The 22,458-nt window shown below is 62.1% G+C and carries 21 protein-coding genes; 7 read left to right on the top strand and 14 right to left on the bottom strand.

Annotation, left to right across the window (positions count from 1 at the left end; genetic code table 11):
• Window positions 1-177: 177 nt before the first annotated feature.
• Window positions 178-2,013: a diguanylate cyclase domain-containing protein gene (locus tag LDZ28_RS28185; protein ID WP_244831925.1), complete on the top strand. Its 1,836-nt coding sequence runs from the start codon at window positions 178-180 to the stop codon at window positions 2,011-2,013.
• Between the two features lie 4 nt (window positions 2,014-2,017).
• Here LDZ28_RS28185 and LDZ28_RS28180 read toward each other — a convergent pair whose 3' ends face one another.
• The 11 genes from LDZ28_RS28180 to LDZ28_RS28130 form a co-directional block, all read right to left on the bottom strand.
• Window positions 2,018-2,767 (bottom strand): lipopolysaccharide assembly protein LapB, encoded by a 750-nt coding sequence (locus LDZ28_RS28180; RefSeq protein WP_244831924.1) that lies wholly within the window; start codon window positions 2,765-2,767, stop codon window positions 2,018-2,020.
• Between the two features lie 29 nt (window positions 2,768-2,796).
• On the bottom strand, window positions 2,797-3,771 hold the full coding sequence (locus LDZ28_RS28175; RefSeq protein ID WP_244831923.1) for a type II secretion system F family protein: 975 nt from the start codon (window positions 3,769-3,771) through the stop codon (window positions 2,797-2,799).
• A gap of 8 nt (window positions 3,772-3,779) precedes the next feature.
• Window positions 3,780-4,766: a type II secretion system F family protein gene (locus LDZ28_RS28170; protein WP_244831922.1), complete on the bottom strand. Its 987-nt coding sequence runs from the start codon at window positions 4,764-4,766 to the stop codon at window positions 3,780-3,782.
• Window positions 4,759-6,141 (bottom strand): CpaF family protein, encoded by a 1,383-nt coding sequence (locus LDZ28_RS28165; RefSeq protein ID WP_244831921.1) that lies wholly within the window; start codon window positions 6,139-6,141, stop codon window positions 4,759-4,761. Before LDZ28_RS28165 ends, LDZ28_RS28170 begins: the two co-directional genes overlap by 8 nt.
• A gap of 3 nt (window positions 6,142-6,144) precedes the next feature.
• Window positions 6,145-7,437, bottom strand: a complete 1,293-nt coding sequence (locus LDZ28_RS28160) for a fimbrial protein (protein WP_244831920.1) — start codon at window positions 7,435-7,437, stop codon at window positions 6,145-6,147.
• Window positions 7,434-8,846 carry a type II and III secretion system protein family protein gene (locus LDZ28_RS28155; protein WP_244831919.1) on the bottom strand — a complete coding sequence of 471 codons (1,413 nt, stop codon included), beginning with the start codon at window positions 8,844-8,846 and terminating at the stop codon, window positions 7,434-7,436. The genes LDZ28_RS28160 and LDZ28_RS28155 overlap by 4 nt, the downstream gene beginning before the upstream one ends.
• Before the next feature lie 15 nt (window positions 8,847-8,861).
• Window positions 8,862-9,824, bottom strand: coding sequence for a Flp pilus assembly protein CpaB (gene cpaB / locus LDZ28_RS28150; protein WP_244831918.1), 963 nt, complete (start codon window positions 9,822-9,824; stop codon window positions 8,862-8,864).
• A 29-nt stretch (window positions 9,825-9,853) separates the two neighbouring features.
• Window positions 9,854-10,360, bottom strand: a complete 507-nt coding sequence (locus LDZ28_RS28145; protein WP_244831917.1) for a TadE/TadG family type IV pilus assembly protein — start codon at window positions 10,358-10,360, stop codon at window positions 9,854-9,856.
• A 109-nt stretch (window positions 10,361-10,469) separates the two neighbouring features.
• Complete coding sequence (locus LDZ28_RS28140) at window positions 10,470-12,185, bottom strand: ShlB/FhaC/HecB family hemolysin secretion/activation protein (protein ID WP_370652290.1); 1,716 nt, start codon at window positions 12,183-12,185, stop codon at window positions 10,470-10,472.
• A gap of 111 nt (window positions 12,186-12,296) precedes the next feature.
• Entirely contained in the window at window positions 12,297-13,778 is a 1,482-nt protein-coding gene (locus tag LDZ28_RS28135; protein ID WP_244831915.1) for a collagen-like triple helix repeat-containing protein, read from the bottom strand.
• Between the two features lie 255 nt (window positions 13,779-14,033).
• Window positions 14,034-14,207, bottom strand: coding sequence for a Flp family type IVb pilin (locus LDZ28_RS28130; protein WP_244831914.1), 174 nt, complete (start codon window positions 14,205-14,207; stop codon window positions 14,034-14,036).
• Between the two features lie 420 nt (window positions 14,208-14,627).
• Here LDZ28_RS28130 and LDZ28_RS28125 point away from each other — a divergent pair, with 420 nt between their 5' ends.
• Complete coding sequence (locus tag LDZ28_RS28125; protein ID WP_244831912.1) at window positions 14,628-14,939, top strand: DUF3613 domain-containing protein; 312 nt, start codon at window positions 14,628-14,630, stop codon at window positions 14,937-14,939.
• Between the two features lie 3 nt (window positions 14,940-14,942).
• Here LDZ28_RS28125 and LDZ28_RS28120 read toward each other — a convergent pair whose 3' ends face one another.
• Window positions 14,943-15,392 (bottom strand): response regulator, encoded by a 450-nt coding sequence (locus tag LDZ28_RS28120; protein WP_244831928.1) that lies wholly within the window; start codon window positions 15,390-15,392, stop codon window positions 14,943-14,945.
• Window positions 15,393-15,685: 293 nt separating this feature from the next.
• Here LDZ28_RS28120 and LDZ28_RS28115 point away from each other — a divergent pair, with 293 nt between their 5' ends.
• On the top strand, window positions 15,686-16,120 hold the full coding sequence (locus tag LDZ28_RS28115; protein ID WP_244831911.1) for an NUDIX domain-containing protein: 435 nt from the start codon (window positions 15,686-15,688) through the stop codon (window positions 16,118-16,120).
• Between the two features lie 28 nt (window positions 16,121-16,148).
• Here the strand turns inward: LDZ28_RS28115 and LDZ28_RS28110 are convergent, their stop codons facing one another.
• Window positions 16,149-17,240: a lipopolysaccharide biosynthesis protein gene (locus tag LDZ28_RS28110; RefSeq protein ID WP_244831910.1), complete on the bottom strand. Its 1,092-nt coding sequence runs from the start codon at window positions 17,238-17,240 to the stop codon at window positions 16,149-16,151.
• A 743-nt stretch (window positions 17,241-17,983) separates the two neighbouring features.
• Here LDZ28_RS28110 and LDZ28_RS28105 point away from each other — a divergent pair.
• The 4 genes from LDZ28_RS28105 to LDZ28_RS28090 all read left to right on the top strand — a co-directional run bounded on the left by LDZ28_RS28105 (window position 17,984) and on the right by LDZ28_RS28090 (window position 21,787).
• Window positions 17,984-18,268: a hypothetical protein gene (locus tag LDZ28_RS28105; RefSeq protein ID WP_244831909.1), complete on the top strand. Its 285-nt coding sequence runs from the start codon at window positions 17,984-17,986 to the stop codon at window positions 18,266-18,268.
• 27 nt (window positions 18,269-18,295) lie between these two features.
• Complete coding sequence (locus LDZ28_RS28100; protein ID WP_244831908.1) at window positions 18,296-20,407, top strand: phosphocholine-specific phospholipase C; 2,112 nt, start codon at window positions 18,296-18,298, stop codon at window positions 20,405-20,407.
• Window positions 20,408-20,495: 88 nt separating this feature from the next.
• Window positions 20,496-21,308 (top strand): AraC family transcriptional regulator, encoded by an 813-nt coding sequence (locus LDZ28_RS28095; protein WP_244831907.1) that lies wholly within the window; start codon window positions 20,496-20,498, stop codon window positions 21,306-21,308.
• A 77-nt stretch (window positions 21,309-21,385) separates the two neighbouring features.
• Window positions 21,386-21,787, top strand: a complete 402-nt coding sequence (locus tag LDZ28_RS28090; RefSeq protein ID WP_244831906.1) for a cupin domain-containing protein — start codon at window positions 21,386-21,388, stop codon at window positions 21,785-21,787.
• A 12-nt stretch (window positions 21,788-21,799) separates the two neighbouring features.
• Here LDZ28_RS28090 and LDZ28_RS28085 read toward each other — a convergent pair whose 3' ends face one another.
• On the bottom strand, window positions 21,800-22,453 hold the full coding sequence (locus tag LDZ28_RS28085) for a hypothetical protein (protein WP_244831905.1): 654 nt from the start codon (window positions 22,451-22,453) through the stop codon (window positions 21,800-21,802).
• Window positions 22,454-22,458 lie beyond the last annotated feature (5 nt).

The following is a 22,458-nucleotide window of genomic DNA, read 5'->3' as shown; positions in this document are numbered from 1 at the left end:
AATTGGTTTTCATTCGAGAACGTTAGAGTGCGATGCAAGAAACCCCCGTTGCGTCGCCAGACAGCGCAACGGTTCATCGCAACCGTAACGAGCATTCGACCGATCGTGAATACATGGCATGTAGCGCCGCTGCCCGCGAACGAAAAAAAGAGGCTGCGATTATTGCGGAGTATCGACGTGCTCGATACGCCGCCAGAAGAAGTATTCGACCGCATTACGCGCGTCGTCGCGGAGCTGTTGCAGGTGCCTATCGTGCTGGTGTCGCTCGTCGATGAACACCGGCAGTGGTTCAAGTCGCGAGTAGGGCTCGACGTGTGCGAAACCGCGCGCGACGTATCGTTCTGTTCGCATGCGGTGCATTCCGAGGCGCTTCTCGTCGTCGATGATGCCCTCGCGGATGAACGCTTCGCGAGCAATCCGCTCGTCACGGGCGAGCCCTTCGTGCGCTTTTATGCGGGCGTGCCGCTGCGTTCGGCCGAAGGTCTCGTGCTCGGCACACTCTGCGCCATCGATACGAAGCCGCGCACGTTGTCCGCCAATCTGCGTGCCGCGCTGTGCGATCTGGCGGCGACAGTCGAGCGCGAACTCGTGCAACGCGAAGCGGCCCGCGATACGCGCGAAGTCCAGGAGAACGACCGCCGCCGTTTGAGGCTTTCGGAAACGCGCTTCCATACGATCTTCCAGCAGACGCCGACGGGCAAGGCTATCGTCGATCTCGACGGGCGCTTCATCGAAGTGAATCCGAAGCTGTGCGAGATCACCGGCTACAGCGCGAGCGAACTCGTGCACATGACCTTCCAGGAGATCACGGAAGAAGCGGATCTTGCCGCCGACTTGCAACTCGTCGCGGAACTGCTGAGTGGTGCGCGTCAAACGTATTCGCTTGAAAAACGCTATCGCAAACGAGATGGCGGCACCGTGTGGATTCACCTGAGCGTCGCGCTATTGCGCGATCACGACGGCACGCCGAGCCACTTCGTGAGTGTCATGCAGGACATCACGAGCCGCAAACATAGCGAGCAGCTTTTGCGCGACTATCAGCAGGAACTCGAGCGCCGCGTACTCGAACGCACCTGCGAACTGACGAGCAGCCGCATGGCGTTGCAGACGATCACGGACAACCTGCCGATTCTGATCGCTCACGTCGATGCGAATCTCTGCTACCGCTTCAACAACGAGGTGTATCGCGATGTATTCGGCTTCGATCCCATGGCGCTGCGCGGCAAGTCTGTTCGCGAGACCGTGGGCGATGAAGTTTTCGAGCGCAGTTATCCGCTGTTCCAGCGCGTGCTGGCAGGCGAGCGCGTGACGCATGAGGATATCGTCTACAACGTGGAATCCGGACGTGTGTGGAGCGCGACTTATATTCCCGACATGGAGCGCGGCAAGGTGGTCGGCTTCTATGTGATGTCGCAGGACATCACGGAGCGCAAGCAGCGCGAGAATCAAATGCATTCGGAAATCATGCTCGATGCATTGACCGGCCTGCCGAACCGCCGCGCGTTACAAGAGCAGCTGTCGCTGGCGGTGCACTCCGCGCGCGATGAAGAAATTCCGTTTGCGCTCTTCTTCATGGACCTCGACGGTTTCAAAGCCATCAACGACCAGTACGGTCACGACGCGGGCGATGCCTTGCTGAGACAAGTCGCGCACCGCCTGAAGAAAGCGACGCGCGCGACCGATCTGGTCTGCCGCCTCGCGGGCGACGAGTTTGTCTTGCTGGCGCGCGACATTGCATCGGCGAGTGCTTGCAGCCGTATCGCGCAGGATATCTGCCGCGCTATCGGCAAGACGTTCGATCTGGGTCAGCGCGAGGCGCAGCTCGGCACGAGCGTGGGTATCGCGATGTGCGCGGCGGGTTATGCGACATCCACGGAAACGATGCTCGCGGAAGCCGACCGCGCCATGTACGAAGCCAAGCGCAAGGGCCGCAACGGCTTTCGCTTCGCGCCCATATCGGCCGAAGCCGAACTCGCGGCGCGGCGCATGGCGGCCGTCAGCGCCGCGGCGTAGTTGCTCACAGCGCTGCGCTCGCCATGCTTGCCGGGCGATGCGAGCGCGCCGCATCCGCGACGCGTTTTGCATCGTCGGCAATAGCCTGCTGCGCGTTCGGCGAAAACTTCTGCTGCGTCATCAGGCTCTGCGCATTCGCGGCCTGACCGCTCGCGAGCAGATACAACGCCACATTGCTCATGGTCTTCGTGCTGTTCGGCGCGAGTTCGGACGCCTTCATCAGCGGCACGCGCGCGCCCTCCACATCGCCTGCACGCAGCAGTGCATAACCGAGATCGGAAAGAATCGGCGCATCGGTCGGGGCGAGATCGGAGGCGTGCGCGAATTGCGCGGCGGCCGCGTCGAAATCGCCTGACTGACCCGACAGCAAGCCCAGTCCACGATAGCCACGCGCGGCGAGCGGCGTCGACAAAAGCGCTTCGTACGCGGTGCGGCTCGCGGCCGCTTGTCCCGTCTGCCGCAATGCATCGGCGCGGCGCAAGGTGGAATCGGCGGAGCGGTTGAAGCGCTTCTCGTAAGCGTCGATATGCGCGAGCGATGCATAGAACATCCCTTCGCTCTGCATCTTGTCGATCAACGCCAGATACATGCCGGGCGTGTCGGGCAACGCGCTCTCACGGTTCGTGCGTTCGAGCGTTGCTTCGTGCTCGGCCTGCGCGCCGAGACCATAGCCGCGATCCTGCTTCGAGGCGCATGCGCCAAGCAAGGCACAGAGAAGAATGGCGCCGATACGCGCGTGGGTCGTGAAGTTCATGTCTGATCTCGTTGAAAAGGTTGGCCGCGTTACCTGTGCAAGCCGGCCAGCGAATGGAATACGGCGATGAAGCCCGGCCCCGCCGTCATGATGAGAAGCGCGGGCAAGAGCGTCAGCACCATCACGCCCGTCATCTTCACGGTCAATTTGCCGATGCGTTCGCGCAGGCCCGTGCGGCGCATTTCGCGCAGCCGGTCGCCGAATTGCCGCAGCGGTTCCTGCACCGCGCCGCCATGCTGTTCGATTTGAATCATGAGGCGCAGCACGGCGGCGAGATCGTCGCTTTCGTAGCTCGTGGCAAGGCGTTTCATGGCCTGCTCACGCGTGCGGCCCGTCGCGTATTGCCGTTGCGCGAGCGCGAGTTCCTGCGTGAGAATCGGCATCACCTTGGCAAAGTCGCTGACGATGACCGAGATGCTCTGATCGAGCGAAAGTCCCACGCCCTGAAGAATGCGTAACAGGTCGACGAACATTGGCAATTCACCGATGATCGACCGTTGCCGCTTCGTTGCCTTGCGCTTCACATACCACTTCGGCGCCATGAAGCCTACGAGGAGCGCGGCGAAGCACGTCAGCATGAAGCGCGAGCCGTGCACATTGCCGTGCGATGCGAACACCACGAAGGCCGGTAGCACGATCGATGCAACGAGCCGCGCGGCGAGAAAGCGGGCGCGGGAGCTTGCATCGGTATGGCCGCAGCGGTCGAGCAGGCGGCGGTCTTCGTCGGCGACGATCATCCGTCCGAGCCGCGATTCGAGCCACTTCGAGCCGACGACATGAGCCATTCCCGTGAGCGAGAAAAAGCGCGGAAATGGTCGCCGATTTGCGTCGTCTTTTTGCACGGGCGCACTCTGACGATCGAGCGCGCGTTCGAGCACGCCGGACGCGCGGCGCGAGCGTAAGGTCCGCGAGAACGCGTTCACGCCGATAAGCACGCAACCGAGCGCGGCGGCGACGGCGGCAAGCGCGATAACGAATTGAGCGGGCACGATGCTGTTGTCCATGTGTTGTTTCAATCGCGCAGACGCGCGAGGCGATACAGCAGGAACGCGCCGAGCGTCTGCAGAGCGAACGCGCCGTAGACGAGCTTCTTGCCGAGCACGTCCGTCCACATTGCATCGAAGTAGGCGGGGTTCAGCAGGATGATCGCGGCGCCGAGTCCGACCGGCAGCGAGCCGAGTACCCACGACGAAAGCCGCGTCTCGGTGGATAGCGCGACGAGTTCACGATCCGCCTGTTCGAGATCGCGCATGAACGCGGCCATGCGTTCGAGCATTACGTCCGAGCGGCCACCGAATTTGACCGAGATGCGCAACACCGAGCCGATCAGTTCGAACTGCTCCACGCGATACATGCGCGCGACGGCCGTCAACGCCTGATCGATATCCGCGCCGCCCTTCAGACGCGGCATGACCTGTTCGAGGCACTCACGCAATGGATCGTCGGCGGTGGCGGCCGCGCCTTGAAAAGCCGCCGGAACGCTATTGCCGATGGTCACGAGCCGCACGATGCCTTCGAGAAACGAAGGCAACTGGCGCACGATGCGTTGATTGCGTTTCTGCGCGCGCCACGTGAGGATCGCGTAGAAGCCGACCGCCGACATCGCGATGGCAACGAGCGCCATCACCATGCCGATACGCGTCCAGCATACGAGCGCCGCCACGCCAGTGAACGCCGCCCACATGGTGAGCGCCGCGCGCGGCTTGCGCACGCTTGCGCGGTGAAAGAGCGCGCCGAGTTCGCCCATGACGCGCTCTATCGCGCGATGAACGTCGCTGCGCGGCGCGACGGCTTCACCCGCTTGCCGATGCTGCGCTTGCGCCACGCGCGCGGAAAGCGGCGGCAATGGTGTCTGCGTACCTGCCGTTTGCATCTGACGCGTGAAGAAATGCTGCGCGAGGCGTGCGTCGCGTTTTTGCAAGCCGCGCATCCACAGCAGCATGCCGCTTGCGGCGCACAGCACGGCGATCATGCAGACGAGTGCGATTCCGCTAGACACCGAAGCCTCCGCTGACATTGAAGCGGCCTTCCTGCGGTGGGAAGTCTTCGGCGCGCGTCAAGGCGGCAAGCGACTGACGGAACTTCGCGAGCTTCGGTGAATGCGGTTGCAGTCCGAGCGAGGCCCAGTTGTCCGTATCGACGCCATCCGCCGACGTGACCGCTTCATAGCGATAAAGCTCTTGCGTCGCGATGATGTCGTCGGACAGGCCGGTCACTTCCGTCACCGAGAGAATGCGTCGCTTGCCGTTCGAGAGCCGCCCGATTTGCACGATGAAGTCGATGGCATTGGCGATCTGCCGGCGCAAGCTGGCTTCGGTGCCCTGAAAGCCGGCAAAACCCGCAAGCATCTCCAGTCGATACAGACATTCGCGCGGCGAACTCGCGTGCACGGTTCCCATCGAGCCATCGTGGCCGGTGTTCATCGCCTGAAGCATTTCGAGCACTTCGCCGCCGCGCACTTCGCCCACGATGATGCGGTCCGGCCGCATCCGCAACGTATTGCGCAAGAGATCGCGGATAGCGACGACGCCCGCGCCATCGAAGCCGCCCGGACGGCTTTCGAGCCGCACCACATGCGGATGATTGAGCGACAACTCGGCCGTGTCCTCGATAGTCACGACGCGTTCGTGCTTCGGAATGAAGAACGCGAGCGCGTTGAGCAGCGATGTCTTGCCCGAACTCGTGCCGCCCGAGACCAAAATATTGCAGCGCGCTTCGACGGCAGCCTTCAGCACCGCCGAGATGTTTTCATCGAACGTGCCGTTGGCTAGCAGATCGTCGGGACGCAAAGGGTCGCGGCGAAACTTGCGGATGGAGATCACTGGTCCGTCTATCGACAACGGTTCGATGATCACGTTCAGGCGGCCGCCATCGGGCAGACGCGCGTCGACCATCGGGTTCGACTCGTCGAGCCGTCTGCCGATAGGCGCGAGAATGCGCCGCACGATACGCAGCAAATGCGCATTGTCCGCGAAACGCACGGGCACTTTTTCGAGCATGCCGTGACGCGAAACGTACACGTCGCTATAGCCGTTGATGAGGATGTCTTCCACGGCGGCATCGGCGAGCAAGTCTTCTATCGGACCGAAACCTGCGAGCTCTTTAGTCAACGCGGCGGCGACCAGGCGCACTTCGCTTTCGTTGAGCGGTATGCGCCGTTGCCGCACGAAGCTGTCCATTTCCGTATCGACGAACTGTTGAATCGCCTGACGCGACCAGCGGCCGAACTCGGCGCCCAATTCCTCGATGCGCGTTAGCAGATGCTCGTGCGCGGCGCTTGCCACATCCTGGAACTGTTGCGAGTGAGCGAAGGCCACGGTTTCGGGGCCTGCTTCGCTCGCGAAGGCAACATCCTGATCGAAGGAAGAGATCATCGCTTAGGCTCGCTTGAAAAGTCTGGCCGACAAACGGGCGAGGCTTGCGGGCGCGACATCGTTCGACGCGCGCACGGGCTCTCCCGCGAGTTGCGCGGCGAGGGCATCGACGGCGCGGACGTAGGGATCGGCGGGCGCGGTATCGCCGAGCAATTGACCTTGATTCACCGCGCGCACGAGTGCTTGCGCACGCGCGGGCAACGTCGCCACGAGCGGCAGCCCAAGACGCGCGGCGAGCGCCTCGGGTCCGAGATTGCAGGCCGGATCGTGCTTGTTGACGATGAGTTCCGGCTTGCGATGACTCGTGCTTTCGGCATCGCGCGCGCTTTCGAGCGCCGTGCAAAGACTCGCCGCCGATACCGCCGACGCGATGTTGGCATCGCAGACGAGCCAGAGCGTGTCGGCCGCTTCGATCAGATGACTCACGAATTCGAGATTCGAGAAGCCACCGAGATCGACGACCTGATGATCGAAGAACGCGCGCAAGCGTTCGAGCGTTTTGACCGCGGCCGCATAAGAGACGGTGCGCATCTCGGCGAGATCGGCGGGCAGCGTCATCAACGCAAGGCCGCTCGCGTGACGCGCGAATGCGGTATGCACGAAGGTTTCATCGAAGCGGCGCAGGTTGTGCACCGCGTCGTGAAAATGCAGTTCGCTGCGTGTGTCGAGCAGCAGCGTGCTGTCGGCGGCGGGCAGGCCGAGGTCGAGCAGCGCCGCGCCCTGGTTGCGTTTGCCAAGGCGTTTTTGCAGCAGCACCGAAAGGTTCGCCGCAAGCGTGCTGACGCCCGCGCCCGTGCGTGCGCCGAGCAGTACCGTGAGCTTGCCGCGCCTTGCAGGCGCGCTCATTGCCGATGCTTGCGCCATGATGCGGCTCACCATGTCGAGCGCGCGCAAGGCGGCGATCTGCATGGCTTCGGGCGTCGCGTGGCGGGGTTCGATGTCGAGCAGATCGCGTGCGCCCGCGCGCATTGCGGCAAGCGCGATTTCACCGACGGCTTCCGAACCGAGCGCGATCACGGGCAGCAATGGAAACGCGCGATGAACCTCGGCGACGAGCATCGTGGCTTCCACGGGCGTATCGAAGTCGATGAACACGAGCGCGGGCGCGGCCGATGCAATCTCTTGCACGAGTTGCGCGGCAACGGTCGAGGCGAGCATGGCTTCGCCTACCGTAGCGAGCGCGGCGGCGAGACGCGCGATGCGTCCGGGTTGCGCGCTTGCACACAGAAGTCGAGGGCGTGCGCGCTCATCCGCCGATACGGCTTCAGGCGCGAAGCTTTGCGTGGCTGCTGTCATTTGGAGAACCCCGGTGCTTCGTCATCGGATGCCGCGCCTGCCGCGAAGCTGCGCCACACGTTGCCGTCGCGTTGCTCGGACGCGCCCGGCAACGGCGGCACGGCTGCGCCCTTCGCGATAGGCGTGACGAGATGCGGCGTGACGAGAATCACGAGTTCGCGATCCGTCTGCGAGTACTGCAAAGTCTTGAAAAACGTGCCGATGATCGGCAGATCGCCGAGCAGCGGCACCTTGCTCACGTTCGATGCGGTCTCGCGATCCACGAGTCCGCCGATCACGAAGCTCTCGCCATCGCCGAGTTCGACGGTGGTTTCGGCGCGGCGCGTGGTGAGCGCCGGCACCGAGACGCCATCCAGCGTGATGGCGTGTGCGAAGTCGAGCTGGCTTGCTTCGGGCGCGACCTTGAGCGCAATGCGATGCGGTCCGAGCACGGTCGGTGTCAACGTGAGACCCACGCCATACGGCTTGTACGTGATGGTCGTGGTGCCGAGCGACTGCGGCACCGGCACGGGAATTTCACCGCCTGCGAGGAAGTTGGCGCTTTGTCCGGAGAGCGCGACGAGCGTCGGTTGCGCGAGCACGCGCGCGAGATTATTGCTTTCCAGAAGGCTCAAATTGGCGAACAGACCACGCGAACTCGAATTGAGCAGCAGGTTGAACGCGGCGCCGATGGGCGAGGCGGACGTGACATCGAGTGTGCCGCCCGCATTGCGCGACGCGCTGCCGAGTGAACTCGGCGCGAACGTACCGAACGCAAAGCCCGCGTTGTTCTGCGAGAACAGGTTGAAGCCCGCTTCCTTTAACACCGACTTGCTGAACTCGACCACTTTGACATCGACCTGAACGACGCTCTTGGTGGCAACGATGGAGGTATCGACGACCGCGCCGTCCTTGCCCACCGATGCCTTCGCCGCCGCGACCGCGCGTTCATGCGTTTCCATCGTCGCGGCCGAGCCTTGCACGAGCGCCGTGTTGCCGAGCACGTTGACGGTGGGCGTCGCGCCATCGACGAGTGCCGCGCTTGCTTGAGACTCGACTTGCACATGCCAGGTGAGCGGCGTCTTGCGGCCTGGTTCCCACAGCATGACGTCGGTGTTGCCGGGCGCTTTGCCGACCAGCATCACGCCGTCGTTGCCCTTCAGCACGAGCACGTCCGCGACGGCTGGATCGCCCACGGCGACGCGTTGCAACGCGCGTCCCAGCATGAGCGGCTTCTGTGCGCCGCTGGTCAGTTTGATGGCTTCGGCTTGCGCGGGCGACTGGTTTGGCGTCGTCTGCGGCTTCTGTGCGTTCGGCTTCTTCGAGGACGCGTGCGAATGACGCGCTTCTGCGGGCGTGGCCGCAAGCATCGAGAGTGCGCAGGCGAATGCGATACGACGCGCGGCGCGGGAAAGAGGAAGTTGATACATGATCTCGATGGCCAATCAGGGGTTCGACACGGTTTCGCTATGCGAGCCGCGAATGACTTCGATGCCGCTCGCCGACGCGACCTTGCGCGACGCAACTGCACCGCCGGTTGCGAGCGCGGCGGGAAGCGGCGGGAGCATCGGCGCGGCGGCGAGCATCGCGGAAACTGGTGGCGCAGGGCGCGATGTGCCGCCCGAAAGTGTCGCGAGCGAGACGCCCGCCTCGGCGCGCGCTATCGGCGACAGAGCGGATGCATTGCGTGCCTGCGAGTCCGTGCTGGCCGTATCGGCGGGATTACGCAGCGCGAGCAAGAGACGGCCGCTGTTTTCTGCAAGCGTGAGCGTGTCGATGTCGTCGACGCGCACACCGAGCACGGCGGTACGCGCGGCCGTTGCATGGTTCGTTGCGTTGGTGGCGTTAGCGGCATTAGTGGCCGCATCGCCCGCGATGACGCTGTCGCCAAAGCCGAGCACGCGCACTTTCGAAAGCAGCAAGCGTGCGTGGCTCGCGGGGATTTCTCCGTCCGTCACGGAATCGCGCTTGAGCACGACGAAGACATCGACGGCATCGCCCGGCTTCACGAGATTGTTCACCGCGTTCGATTCGTCGACGCGAATCGCGATTGCACGCTCGCCCGGTTCGATAGCCGCCGTGAGTCCGCCCGCGAGCACACCGTCGGTCAACGCGCCGCCAGCCGGAACGCGTACAACCGGCACACGGCCGAGCAATATGGATGCCGAACTAAATGAGCCCGTGGGCAGAACGGCTTGCGTCTGCATGGTGAGATCGTCGGCGGTGAGCGCCTTGCCTGGCAAGAGATCGTGCGCCGCGACGATCACCGTCACCGCGGGCGAACCGGCCGGCATGACGAGTGGCGCGCGTGGCGCGGGCGCGGCGCGCGTCAACGTGACGGCATAGAGGCCGAGCAGTGCAGCCAGCGCGAACAGCGCGATTGCAATGATGCGGGAAACGTTGGCCATGACATCGGTTCTTCAAAAAAAGTCAGCGTTCAAAGCACGCTGTCGGGATTGAGTTGCACGCTCGCGTTCGCCGTGAGTTTCGCCGGCAACGCTAGCGATAAAAGCGGCAGCGTCGGTACGAGCGGATTCGATGCGTAGTCGTAAGACAGCGCGACGGCGACGCATTGCATCGTCGTGTCGTAGGTACACGGCGCGCGGCTTGCCGTACACGTCGATGCAGAGCCGAGCCAGTTCTTCAGGCCGTTAGCCGTGGTGCAGGTTGCAGCTGTGCGTAGATCGAGCGCTTGCGCCGCGGTGGTCGCGCCACGCTGATAACGCAACGCGGCGCGCGCACCTTCTTCCGCCGAGAGCGTGAGCGACTGCTGCGCGACGAAGATGAGGCTATAGGTGACGATCGCGTAGAAGATGAGAAAGAAGAGCGGAAACACGATCGCGAATTCGAGGGCCGTGGCGCCTTCTTCATCACGCGCGAAACGCGGCACGAAGCGACTTGCAGTCGATTCGTCGTGCGTGTTTCGGATCGTGGTGTCGTTCATGGCTCTCTGCTCGCCGATGCTCTGTTATGTTCGACTGCTCATAACTACTTAACGGTACTGAGTACCTGTCCTTGAGCGCGATAAACGCCGTAAAAACAGGCCTTATCGCTCAATTCAACTGGTACGAGAATGTCGCGTTGACACGCGGACTACGCGATGAACTTTCGATGGGCGCATCGCCTATGGCACGCGCCACCGAGAGGTCGATGTTGTAGTGCTTCGCATCCGAAATGCGGAAGCCGATGCCCACCGAAGACAAGCGACGCGGCGTCGGCGTACCGCCATGCAGGAAGATGCGCGCCATGTCGACGGATGCATACGGCGTGAGCGATTTCAAATACGCCCATTCGAGCGGCAGCGGCCGGTTCACTTCGAAGGACGCGCCCCAGCCCGAATCGCCTGACACTTCGCCCGGTTGATAGCCCAGCGCGAAGCGCTGTGCACCGAACGAAATCTGTTCGGAGGTCGGCAAGGTATCTGGCGAGAACTGCCCCGTCATGGCGACCACCGTGCCGATCTTGAACGGCCAGTCGTTGGTCTGCGTGTAGGTGGCGCCCGTGCGCAGGAAGGTCAGCGAAACCGGGTTCTGCAGTTGCAGGCCGACGATGTTGCTTTCCGCCGTCTTCGATGCGCCGAGCACATCGAATGCCTTCGCTATCTGAACATTCACACGACGCGTGACGCCTGTCTGAATGCCGGTGTAGTCGAGCGACAACTGCGCGACGCGAATTTGCGAACGTTGCGTAAGTTGCGGATTGCCCGCGACAATCATGTTCTTCAAGCGGTCTTCGTCATGCGTGGCATACACGGTCGCCGTGCCGAGCAGACTCTTCGAGTTGCTCAAAATGAACGGATAGATTGCCGACAGCGCGAGCTTGTCGTTCACCACGGTGCGCTCGATATACGAAGGCAGGCCGGGGTTATCGACTGGATGGCCGTAGTAATGCGAGGCATCGACTTTCATTGCGAAGCCGTCGGAACCGACGGGCGCCATCGCATTGATGCCGTAGTAAGTCGAATCGTTGCGGCCCTTCGGTGCGAGCGCGGATGCCGTGATCGATTCGCCGAGTCCCAGCAGCCCGTTCTCCGTCGCACTGAAAATGCCCTGCAGCCCCGGATGATTCACGTCGATACCCGTGCTCACGTTGAAGCGCTTGCGCGTGACGTTGAGCTCCATCGTCGTGGCGCCGTTGGTGTTCTGCGGCGGCGCGACGGTGGCATCGATCTTCGCGCCGAGAATCATGCCGAGCACGTTGATATAGCGCTCGAAAGTGGCTTGACGCAAGGGACGGTCGGCGGCAATGCGCTCTGCGATCGCACGAATGCGCTTCTCGAGATTGCCGGGCTCGCCCTTGATCTTGATGTCCGATACGTAGCCCTCGACGATCGTCACGCGCACGACGCCTTTCTCGAAGGTCTGCGCCGGCACGAACGCGAACGAGAGTGCGTAGCCGCGTTCCTTGTAGAGCGCGGTCACGCCGTTCGCGGTTTCCACCAGTTGCCCGATGGTGATGTCGGTGCCCACGAACGACGTGAAACGTTTGGCGACTTCATCGAAGGGAATCGACTTCACGCCTTCGATCTGAATCGACGATGGCGTGATGTGCCGTGCGAGCAGCTCCTGAAGCTGTTGTTGCGGCGCCTTGACTTCGACTTCGACCGAGGGCGGTCGCGCCGGAGCGTTCACTTGCGGTAAAGCGTCGAGCGGGTTGCTGCCGACGCTCGAGCGCGGCGCGGCGGCCGGTGTCTGGGCGTGCGCAATCTGCGTCATTGCGAGTGCGGCCACGAGTGCGGTCGTTTTCCAGGTACCCATTTCAGTTCCGATTCTCTTCGTATGTCGTCTGACTGTTGATCGCGCGACGCACGCCTCGCGAAGTTGCGGTGATTTGCAGCTTCGCGAGGCTGCGTGTCTTGCTTCGTGCTTCTTTGCTTCGACTTAGCGACGCAGGCCGCCGAGCGCGCCGCCGAGCGTCGTGGTGACGCCCGTCAGCAGGCCGCCCACGACGCCGCCGTTGGTCGAACCCGTGCTCGCCGTTGCGCCCACGCCAGCAGTGACAGTTGCCGTCGTGGTCGTGGCGGCGGCTGCGGGCGCGGTCGTCGTCGCGGGCGCGGTTCTTACGCCGCTCGTGACCGGCGCGAGCACCGTGCTGACCACGGTCGTGACCGGAGCCAGCAGCGAGGTCGTCGCAGGCGATGACGTCACGGTGTTGACGGTGCCCGCCACGGTGGATACGACACCGCTCACGACGCCCGCGACCGGTGTGGTGCCGGTTGCAGTCGTCACGCCGGTGACGGTGTTGCCAAGCGAAGTGCCGAGCGTCGTTGCCGGTTTGCCGCCGACGAGCGTGCCCGTGGTCGCGACCGTCGTGCCGACAGCCGAAACCAGCGTGCCCGTGCCGGACGTGACCGGATTCGAGCTCGCGGTCAGCTTCTGGCCGCCCGCGGCGAGGTTCGAACCGAGCGCAGTCAAAAGACCAGCGGCAGGTGCGCCGACACCGGTTGCCGTGCCGACGGTCTGCGTCGCGGTGCCGATCATCGAGGTGATCGGAGCGATGGCGGTCGTCGCTTGCGTCGTCAGTTGCTGGACAGGTGCGCTGGACAACGCGGCCGTCAGACTGCCGCCGGTTTGCGAGACCACGCCGCCGACACCGCTCGTGAGCGCGCCAACGGGCGTCGTGATGGCGGCGAGCGGAGCAAGCGGGCCGCTGCCGAGGCCCGTGACGGCGCTTCCGCCGCTCGTGACGGCATCGCCGAGTTTTTGCACCACGCCGCCGACGCTCGTCACGGTCGTGCCGACTGCGTTCGGGTTGGAGCCAAGCGAGCCGATGCCATTGCCCACGCCGTCGCCGAGCGTCGAGACCGCCGCGCCCACGTTTTGCACGACGCCGCCGAGGTTCTTGGTGGTGCCGTCGGAGAGGCCGGGCACTTTTGCACCGCCAACAGCCGTGCCGAGACCGGTGACGGTTTCGCCTGCGGCGGTCACGATGTTGCTAGCCTTGTCGACCACTTGCGCGACCGGCTGCGGCGTGACGGTGGGCGTGCCGCCGTTGCCACCATTGCCGCCGCCACCGCCTCCGCCGCCGTTACCACCACCGCCGTTACCGTTACCGCCACCGCCGTTACCGCCGCCCGTACCGGTCTTGACCGTCGCGCCGACAGTACCGCCTGCGCTGGCTTCGATTGTCGTGGCGTTTGCGTCGGTGTTCGACGCGGTGCTGGTATCGCGTGCGCCCGTCGTGGGATGCTCCTGCTGCGTGCCGTCGGTCGAAGCGGTGGCAGCCGGATGGCTGGCTGCCCCGCCCGTCGATTTGTTGACCGAGCCCGAGCCCCCGCAGGCGCTCAACGCCAGAAGCAGGGCCACGGCCGCGGCTGCCCCGGTCATGCGAATGGTTTCGCCTTTGAGACTGGATGTCTTCATTTTTCTCTCAGATATATATTTTTGATTCGACGGCTATCCGTGGTAATTGCATCGAGCAAATACCGGTTTGAATGCCGCTTTTTAAAAGCACGTCATTTGCGCGCGGATGAAATCGGAGATTCGATTGCGCGTAAATAAACGCGCGCCGGCCTGCGGAATGGCTACAGGCGTGCACGGACCACCGCGACTCGTGATCGCGGTTCATCGACGGCAAGGCGCTTCCCGACGGAAATGGCGGGAGTACGACGTCCGGACTTAATGGACGGTCGCTAGCTTGGCCGTGATGCTGTTGAAAGTGGTCTCGAGTTGACCGGCAAGGCCGCCGACAGCGGTCATGATGCCAAGCGCAAGTACGCCGGCGATCAAGCCGTATTCGATGGCGGTAATGCCGCGCGTATCCTTGAGATAGCGCTTGAAGAAGTGCGTCATGATGATCCTCGGGTTCTACGTTTTGCTGTCTTCTGCCCGGTGCACGGGAGTCTTCGTCTGCATCGGTAGCCGCCTCTCTCAGTTGACGGATCCGAAGTTTGTGTGTGCGCAGACGCTTCGTCTAATGCCCAGGCCTCTCTAAGGCTCTGGTATTACTCTCGCCCGTTATGTCGGACGACTAGAAGTAACGGTTATCGAGTTCGGCATGCTGCTGGCGGAATCGCAACCTGACTTCATATTTTTGATTACGGCCGTCAAGTTGAGGACATTAGGTTTTTTGTGGAAATTTTTGGACCGCATGGTTAACGCTTACTTCGTTTTTACCGATTAGCCGTTTTTAAAGACTTGTCTCGTTGTAAATCCTTTCTTTTGGCCCGAATCAGCCGATAAAAGATATATCGGCGCGCGTTGATTTGGCACGTGCGTCCGGATCTTCTGTTTAACGCGGATATTCAAAAAATGAAACGGCTTATATTCAGCTTGATTGGCGCTGCGCTGGTAACGAACGCGGGCGCTGTCTTTTCGGAAGAGCAAGAAGCGAGAATCGGCGATGCCGCCAGCGCGTGGTTTGCCATGCAGGCGCAGGGAAGCGCGTCGGCACCATATGAACCGATGCTCGGTGTCGAGGCGAGCGCCGCCCGTGCGCGCTACCTCAAAACCTTCGAAAAAGAGATTCCAGATCGGTTCGGATCGACGGTGAAAGACAGCAGCGCGTCGAACGGCGGAGGTTGAGCCTTATGGTTCGCGGCGGGGAGAACCGGGCGGCGTCTCGTTGAGCACGGCCCAGAACATCCCCAGATCGCTGATCGCGCGGAAGAACTCGGCAAGCTCGACCGGCTTCACGACGTAGGCGTTCACGCCGAGTTCATAGCTGCGGATGAGATCGCGTTCTTCGCGCGACGAAGTCAGCATGACGACGGGAATGGTTTTCAGCGACGCGTTCGCGCGGATCAACTGCAGCAATTCGAGTCCGTCGATTTTCGGCAGCTTCAGATCGAGCAGGATGACGGCGGGATTGCCCGGCACGCGTTCGCGCCACTCGCCATTGCCAAGAAGATAGTCGAGGCCTTCCTGGCCGTCACGCGCCACCACAATGTCGTTGGCGAGATGCGTCTTTGCAGGCGCAAGCAGCGTGAGTTCGAGATCGTTCGGGTTGTCCTCGACGAGCAGGATCGGCTTGAACATCATGGTCTCTGCGGTGGCGGCTCGTGAGGGTGCGCGCATTATGGCGCAAGTGGCGCGTGCTTCAAACAGCGATGCAACGTTCCGTCCGCCGTGTTTGCATAACAAGCCGCAAGACCCGGCAAATACGCCTCATATCAAGTTACTTTCGGTCAATATGACGGCCATAGCGGCGTCACGGATTGCATCGCATGCACGTTCTGCGTTAAAAGAAACGATGCCCGCCGAATCTGGAATCATTCTCAGACGAGCGCGGCCAAAGCAAGCATGCAAATCACGACTGGGAGACGGGGACAATGAGGGTTCGCGCAACTGTGCTGGTGGTTCGCCATGACGCGGTGTTGCTCGTCAGGCAACGCGGTGGCCCGTGGTATCTGCCGGGCGGTGAAGTAAGGCATAACGAGTTGGTGATGGCCGCGGCGATCCGCGAACTGCACGAGGGAACCGGCGCCGAGGCGAGCGCGGCGGCCTTTATGTGGCAGCACGTATCCGCGCAGCATCTGCATCATGTTTTTCGCGTCGCCATTCCAGCGGATGCTCGGCTGTTCACGAATCCGGGGCAGGGCGTCGACGAGGTGCGCTGGGTCAACATCCCCCTGCTGCACACCATGCCGGTTACGCCCGGCACCAAGGCGATCCTTGCACGCGCCGCCGGTATCAACGGCAGCGTGGGCCGTGCACCGCCGTGGGCGAACAAGGGTTTCGGCGCGGACAGACCGGCCGACTTCTGAAGCCGGCGCGGTCCGCCCGCTCTCTGCATCACCTCGGGTTGCTCTGCACGAAGCTCCGGTAGGCCCAGTACGCGTCCTTCTGCGTCTTGCCGTCCGCTTGCAGCATGCCGTAGTTGCCTTCGCTGTCGTCGTATAGCTCGTACGCCTGGATAGACTGGATGTTGTACTTCGACGCTACGCTTACGAACTGCGCCATCATGTCGTTGCCCGTCAGATACGACGCGATCTGCTGATCCGAGCCATAGTTCGGACGCACGCCAAACTCGTTGATCCAGATCGGTTTGCCCATGTTGTGAAGCACGGCGAGCACATCGTGACAGCCCGTGCCGCCGCATGCGTTCGTGATGTCGCCTTCGTTCGAATACCAGTGCCATGCGGTGATGTCCCAGCTGACTGTCGGATGGCCCCATGTGCCGTCAGGCTGCGAGCCGTCCGCAAGCATCTGGTAGAACGAGTAGTGCAGCCACGTTCCGCCAAGCACGATCTGTCCGCCGCTATCCACCGAGCGCACGCCCGCAATCAGGCCGCGAATGACACCGCGTGCAACCTGATACTGGTGGTTGTTGTACTGCTGCCAGAAAACGCCGTCGACGTTGCCATTCAGCGTATTGGCTTCGAGTTCGTTGGAGATCTCGTAGTACGGGTAGTGATACGCGTTGGCCGTTTGCTGGCCGAGCGTGAACGCGGCGTTGTAGGCGTCGTCTTCGCTGTTGAAGTCGATACCCATCATCATCACGGGATACACCGTCACGCCGCCGTCGGCCATCGTCTTTGCAATGCCGGCGAGCTTCGTCGCGGATGCCTGGTTGTACACCTCGTTGCGATAAATCTTCGCGCCCAAATCCTGCAATTGCGACAACTGTTGCTGGGGGCTGGATGCGTCGTAGGCGCCGCCGCCGTTGTTGTGGCCGTTCATGCCGTAGAAAATAGAGCCATTGTTCGCGGCTTTCGACGTGGCTTTGAGCTCGGACGCGCTCTTGCCCGTGGCGGCATCCACCGCGCTGTCGCTGCTGCCGCCGCATGCCGCGAGCAACAGGCTCGTCGCGACGGCTGCAGCGATAACCGTGGCCTTAGGCGTGGCGAAGTAAGGAAAAACCGGAAGCGATGTAAGTTTCTTCATAAGATTTCGGCGTACTAATGAAAGTATGGACGTCCATGCGCGAAAAGGCGCTTGCCGATGCTGCATGCGGCAGTATGGATGCCTCGACGACCGCCAACCACATGTCCCATTACTACGGGATGCGAACGGTCGTTAGCAGAACGAACGATTCGTTTCTGCAGTTGAAAAGGGGCTGACCTGCGCCAGACGGATAAACGTTGGCGGGCAACCGCGGCGGCAATACGTATGTGCTGATGCGGCTCATGCCTGCCGCTGCCCGACGGATGACAGCCTGTGAAGCGCATGTCTTCAAAGGCTCGTCGAAGGTCGTGCAAGACGGTCGAGGAGATACGCGCGAAGTCCGCCAGTCATGGCAGCCCGCCCGTGTACCGCACTGCAAAACAGCAATGTTGCTGTTGAAGATTTACCGATTTTTCCGCTGCTTCGGCAAGGCTTGCCGAAACTCCTGCAGCGGTCGAAAGAGTACTGCCTCCAGAACTCGATGTAAACCGATGTCACATTTTTTACGCATTATTCCGTCACCGACCAGCCATTTTTGCTTGGTCATATCATCAGTGGGAACATTTCTAATCCGGTAATTAATAAATCGGGGAACTAATCAATTTACCAAATGGCCGAGATGTATCGACCTCGTTACATTTGAGATTGAATGATGCGGGAAAGAATCGTCATATTGCTTACATAAGCGACCGATAAGCTTCCCGGCGCTGTGAGACCTTCACGCGCTTTGCGGGAGCCAGATCATGTCGACTTCATCACGTCGCTACTTCAGCGTGGCGCGCTTCGCTATTTGCGCCTGCGCAATCGTTGGCCTGAGTGCCTGCGGCGATTCGAACTCGACCGACATCAAGCCGCCGGCATCCGTCTCAGCAGCCAGCAGCGAAGCGCCCACGACAAACGCAACGAGCGATCTCGAGGACTGGGCGAAACAAGCCACGTCCGGTGCTCCGGTGCAAGCCGAGCAAAGAGGTATCGCGCGGGCTTCATCGGAAGCGCTCGCAACCCCGGTGATCCATACGGTCGACTAGCATCCCTTCTACTTCCCCACTACTCAAATGACGAAGAACCGACGTGAATTTCTGCGCACGGCGATGGAGGCCGCAGGCGCAGCGGCAGCGCTCAACGTAATGCCGCTCGGCATTCGCCAGGCGCTTGCCATTCCAGCGAATCAGCGACATGGCTCGATCGAGGATATCGAGCATATCGTCGTGTTGATGCAGGAGAACCGCTCGTTCGATCATTACTTCGGAACCTTGCGCGGCGTGCGCGGATTCGGCGATAAAGCCGCCGTCACGCTGCCGAACGGCAAGCCGGTTTATCACCAGCCTATCGCGGCGGGTGCGGGCGAAGTACTGCCGTTTCATCCGGGCGCATCGAATCTCGGCTTGCAGTTTCTGCAGGACTTGCCGCATGACTGGGTAAGCGGACAGGGCGCGTTCCATAACGGTCTTTACGATCAGTGGGTGCCATACAAGGGCACGACGACGATGGCGCATCTGCGTCGCGACGACATCCCGTTCCACTATCAACTCGCCGACGCCTTCACGATCTGCGACGCGTATCACTGCTCGACGAATACATCCACCGATCCGAATCGCTATTACATGTGGACCGGTTATGTGGGCAACGACGGCACGGGCGGCGGGCCGGTGGTCGATAACGCAGAAGCGGGCTACGGCTGGTCCACGTTTCCCGAAGTGTTGGAACGTGCGGGCATCTCGTGGAAGGTCTATCAGGATCAGGGCACGGGACTGGATTCGAAAGGTTCGTGGGGCTGGACCGACGACGCCTATATCGGCAACTACGGCGACAACTCGCTTCTCTACTTCACGCAATATCAGAACGCGCAGCCCGGCAATCCGCTCTATGAAAAGGCGCGGCGCGGCACGAATGCCGCCGCGGGTGACGACTATTTCTCCATTCTGAAAAACGACGTGCAGAGCGGCTCGCTGCCGCAAGTCTCGTGGATCGTCGCGCCCGAAGCCTTCTCCGAGCATCCGAATTGGCCCGCGAACTATGGTGCGTGGTACATCGATCAAGTGCTGCAAGTGCTGACGTCGAATCCGGAGGTGTGGAGCAAGACGGCGCTGCTCATCAACTACGACGAGAACGATGGTTTCTTCGACCATATCGTCCCGCCGTTCCCGCCTTCATCGAACGCGAACGGTCTTTCCACTGTCGATACGAGTCTCGAGATTTTCCCCGGCAGCGCGAAGTATGCGAGCGGCCCGTATGGCCTCGGCGCACGCGTGCCGATGCTCGTCGTCTCGCCGTGGTCCAGAGGTGGCTGGGTGTGTTCGGAGACGTTCGACCATACGTCGGTGATCCGCTTCATTCAGAAGCGCTTCGGCCGCGCGCATGGACTGGCCGAGCCGAATATCTCGCCGTGGCGTCGCGCGATTTGCGGCGATCTGACCTCCGCGTTCGACTTCCGTAATCCCAACAGCAAGCTGCCGACGCTGCCTGCCACGACCTCTTACGTTCCGCCCGACAAGGCGCGTCATCCGGATTACGTGCCGCTGCCGCCCGTCGATCAGAGACTGCCCGTGCAAGAGCCCGGCGTGCGTCCGTCGCGTGCATTGCCTTACGAATTGTTCGTGCGCTCGAAGCCGGATGCATCGAAGGGCGCGGTGTCGTTCGACTTCATCAACACGGGCGATGCAGGCGCGGTCTTTTTGCTGTATCGCAATGCCAGTACTGCTGTTCCGCACACTTACACGGTCGAAGCGCACAAGCGCCTGTCGGATCGTATCGATGCAAACGCGGATGGCAGCTTCGACTTCGTCGTGCATGGGCCGAACGGTTTCTTGCGCCGTGTCGCGGGCAAGGCGAAGGCGCAACATGGCGGCTGGTGGTCGCACGATGACGCCGCGCCGGAAGTCGCGGAAGGCTACGACGTCGCTAACGGCAACCTGCAATTGAGGCTGGAAAACAAGGGCTCGGGCGCGTGCACCTTCAGTATCGTGAATGCCTACGATGCCGCGAAGACCATCACCAAGCGTGTGCGAGGCGGCGACACCGCGCAGCTGTATCTCGACTTGCGCAGCGCGCACGGCTGGTACGACATCGAGGTCAAGGTGGACACGGACAGCGCCTTTCTGCGCCGTTGTGCGGGCCACGTCGAAACGGGCAAGGACAGCCTGAGCGATCCGGCACTGGGCGGCTGATCGCGCCGACGCGCCGCGCGAACAGTCTCGCGCGGCGTTTTTCACGTTCGGGCATATCATTGCGTATCGTCTCTGCGATACCGCAACCATGAACCGACGCACCGCTCCACAGAATTCCGACTGGGTCCGCCATGCCGAATCATCGGCGGGCATCGAACGGATCGAAGCCTTTTTCGGCGGCAAGGCATACGGCTGGCATCGGCACGACACCTATGCCATCGGCCGCACCATGACGGGCGTGCAGAGCTTCAATTACCGGCGCGAATTGCGTCACAGCTTGCCCGGCCAGACGATGGTGCTTCATCCCGACGAAGCACATGACGGCCACGCCGGCACCGGTGATGGCTTTCGGTATCGCATGCTTTATGTCGAACCCGCGATGATCCAGGCCGCGCTCGGCGGTCGCGCGTTGCCGTTCATCGCCGGTGGAACGACGATGGATGCGCGCGTCAGCGCCGCCACCGAAGCGCTGCTCGCACAGACGCTGCGCGAACCGCTCGCACAAAACGATGCGCTCGCCGAACTGGCATTCGCGCTGGCACAAGCAGCGGGCGTGACCACCTCGCGCGACACGGGCGACTACGCAAGCGCCGTGCTGGCGAAAGACTTTCTGCACGCCAATTGCGATCGTATCGTCACGATGGAGGAACTCGAACGCGCGACGGGACGCGACCGCTACAGCTTGTCGCGCGATTTCAGGCTCTTTTTCGGCACGAGCCCTTACCGCTATCTGACAATGCGCCGTCTTGATGTCGCGCGCCGTCTCGTGCTCACGGGCGCATCGTTGGCGGATGTCGCCGCGAGCGCCGGTTTCGCCGATCAGAGCCATATGACGCGGCAATTCACACGCACCTTCGGCATGCCGCCCGCGCGTTGGCGGGCCTGCGTTAGTACGCGTTAGAGCTTGCACGATCGTTCAAGACCCTTTACGTGTGACAGCGGTAGCCTTGAACGAATTCATCGTCAGGGAGCCGCATCATGCAAACACACGCAGCGACAGCCGAAGCTACACGTGGCCAGCGCGCCGCCATCGATCCATTAAAAAAAGCGCGTTTGATCGACGGCTTCTGGCAGCAACGCGTGATCGCCGAGATGAACGACTATCAGTTCAAGGTCGCGCGTCTGGAAGGCGAGTTTCTGTGGCACGCGCACGCCGATACCGACGAGACGTTCATCGTGCTGGAAGGCGAATTGCGCATCGACTTTCGCGATGGCGAGATGGTGCTGAGAGCAGGGGAGATGGGAATCGTGCCGAAGGGCGTCGAGCACAAACCCCATGCCGCGCGCGAAGTGAAGATCATGCTGATCGAGCCGCGCGGCGTCGTCAACACCGGCGACTCGCGAAACGAGCGCACGGTGCCGAACGACTTGTGGATCTGAAGCGAAAGCCGCTTAGAAGCGATACGTCACGCCGACCTTGACGATCGGATAAAAGCGCAACTTGTCGGCCTTGTCCTGCAAGTCCTGCTTTTCCTGATCGACGAAAGCCTGACCAGTGATCGCGACGACTTCGGCGGGCACGTCGTAATCGACATGCGGACGGCCAAAAGCCACGCCTGCATCGAAGAACGCGGAGAAGCCTTTCTGCGCCACCGGCGTGTGACCGAAACCGATGCCGACATACGGGCGCACCGTCGGGAATCGCGCCTTCGCGTGGATCTGCTCGCCGGCCACGTTGTAGGTCGTGCCGTGATACGTGTAGGTGTCGGTCGGGCTCGTCGCGACGGCGTCCACGTTGTCGCCGCCGATCAGCGCGCCAGCGGTCAGGCGGAAGGCCACCGTGTTCGGTGCGGGAAAGAAGTCGAGATAAAGACCGCCGTGATAGATGTGCGCGGTGCCGTCGTAATGCAGCCCGCCCGCATTGAAGTTGTGCGAGAAGGCGATGCCGTTGAATTCGGCCCGCACGTTATCACGCGTGCCAAGCGGTTCCGAATAGCCGATACCCACGCCTTCGGTGCCGACTTGTCCATAGATTTCGCGTGCGTGCGCGAGAGGGGCGGAAAGCGCGGCGATACCCGCCGCAAGCGCGACCAACGTTTTCATCATTGCAA

Source organism: Caballeronia sp. TF1N1 (genome assembly GCF_022878925.1).
In the GTDB taxonomy this organism is placed as follows: domain Bacteria; phylum Pseudomonadota; class Gammaproteobacteria; order Burkholderiales; family Burkholderiaceae; genus Caballeronia.
Note: the sequence above shows the minus strand (reverse complement) of the source record. Positions and strands in the feature narration are given on the sequence as shown.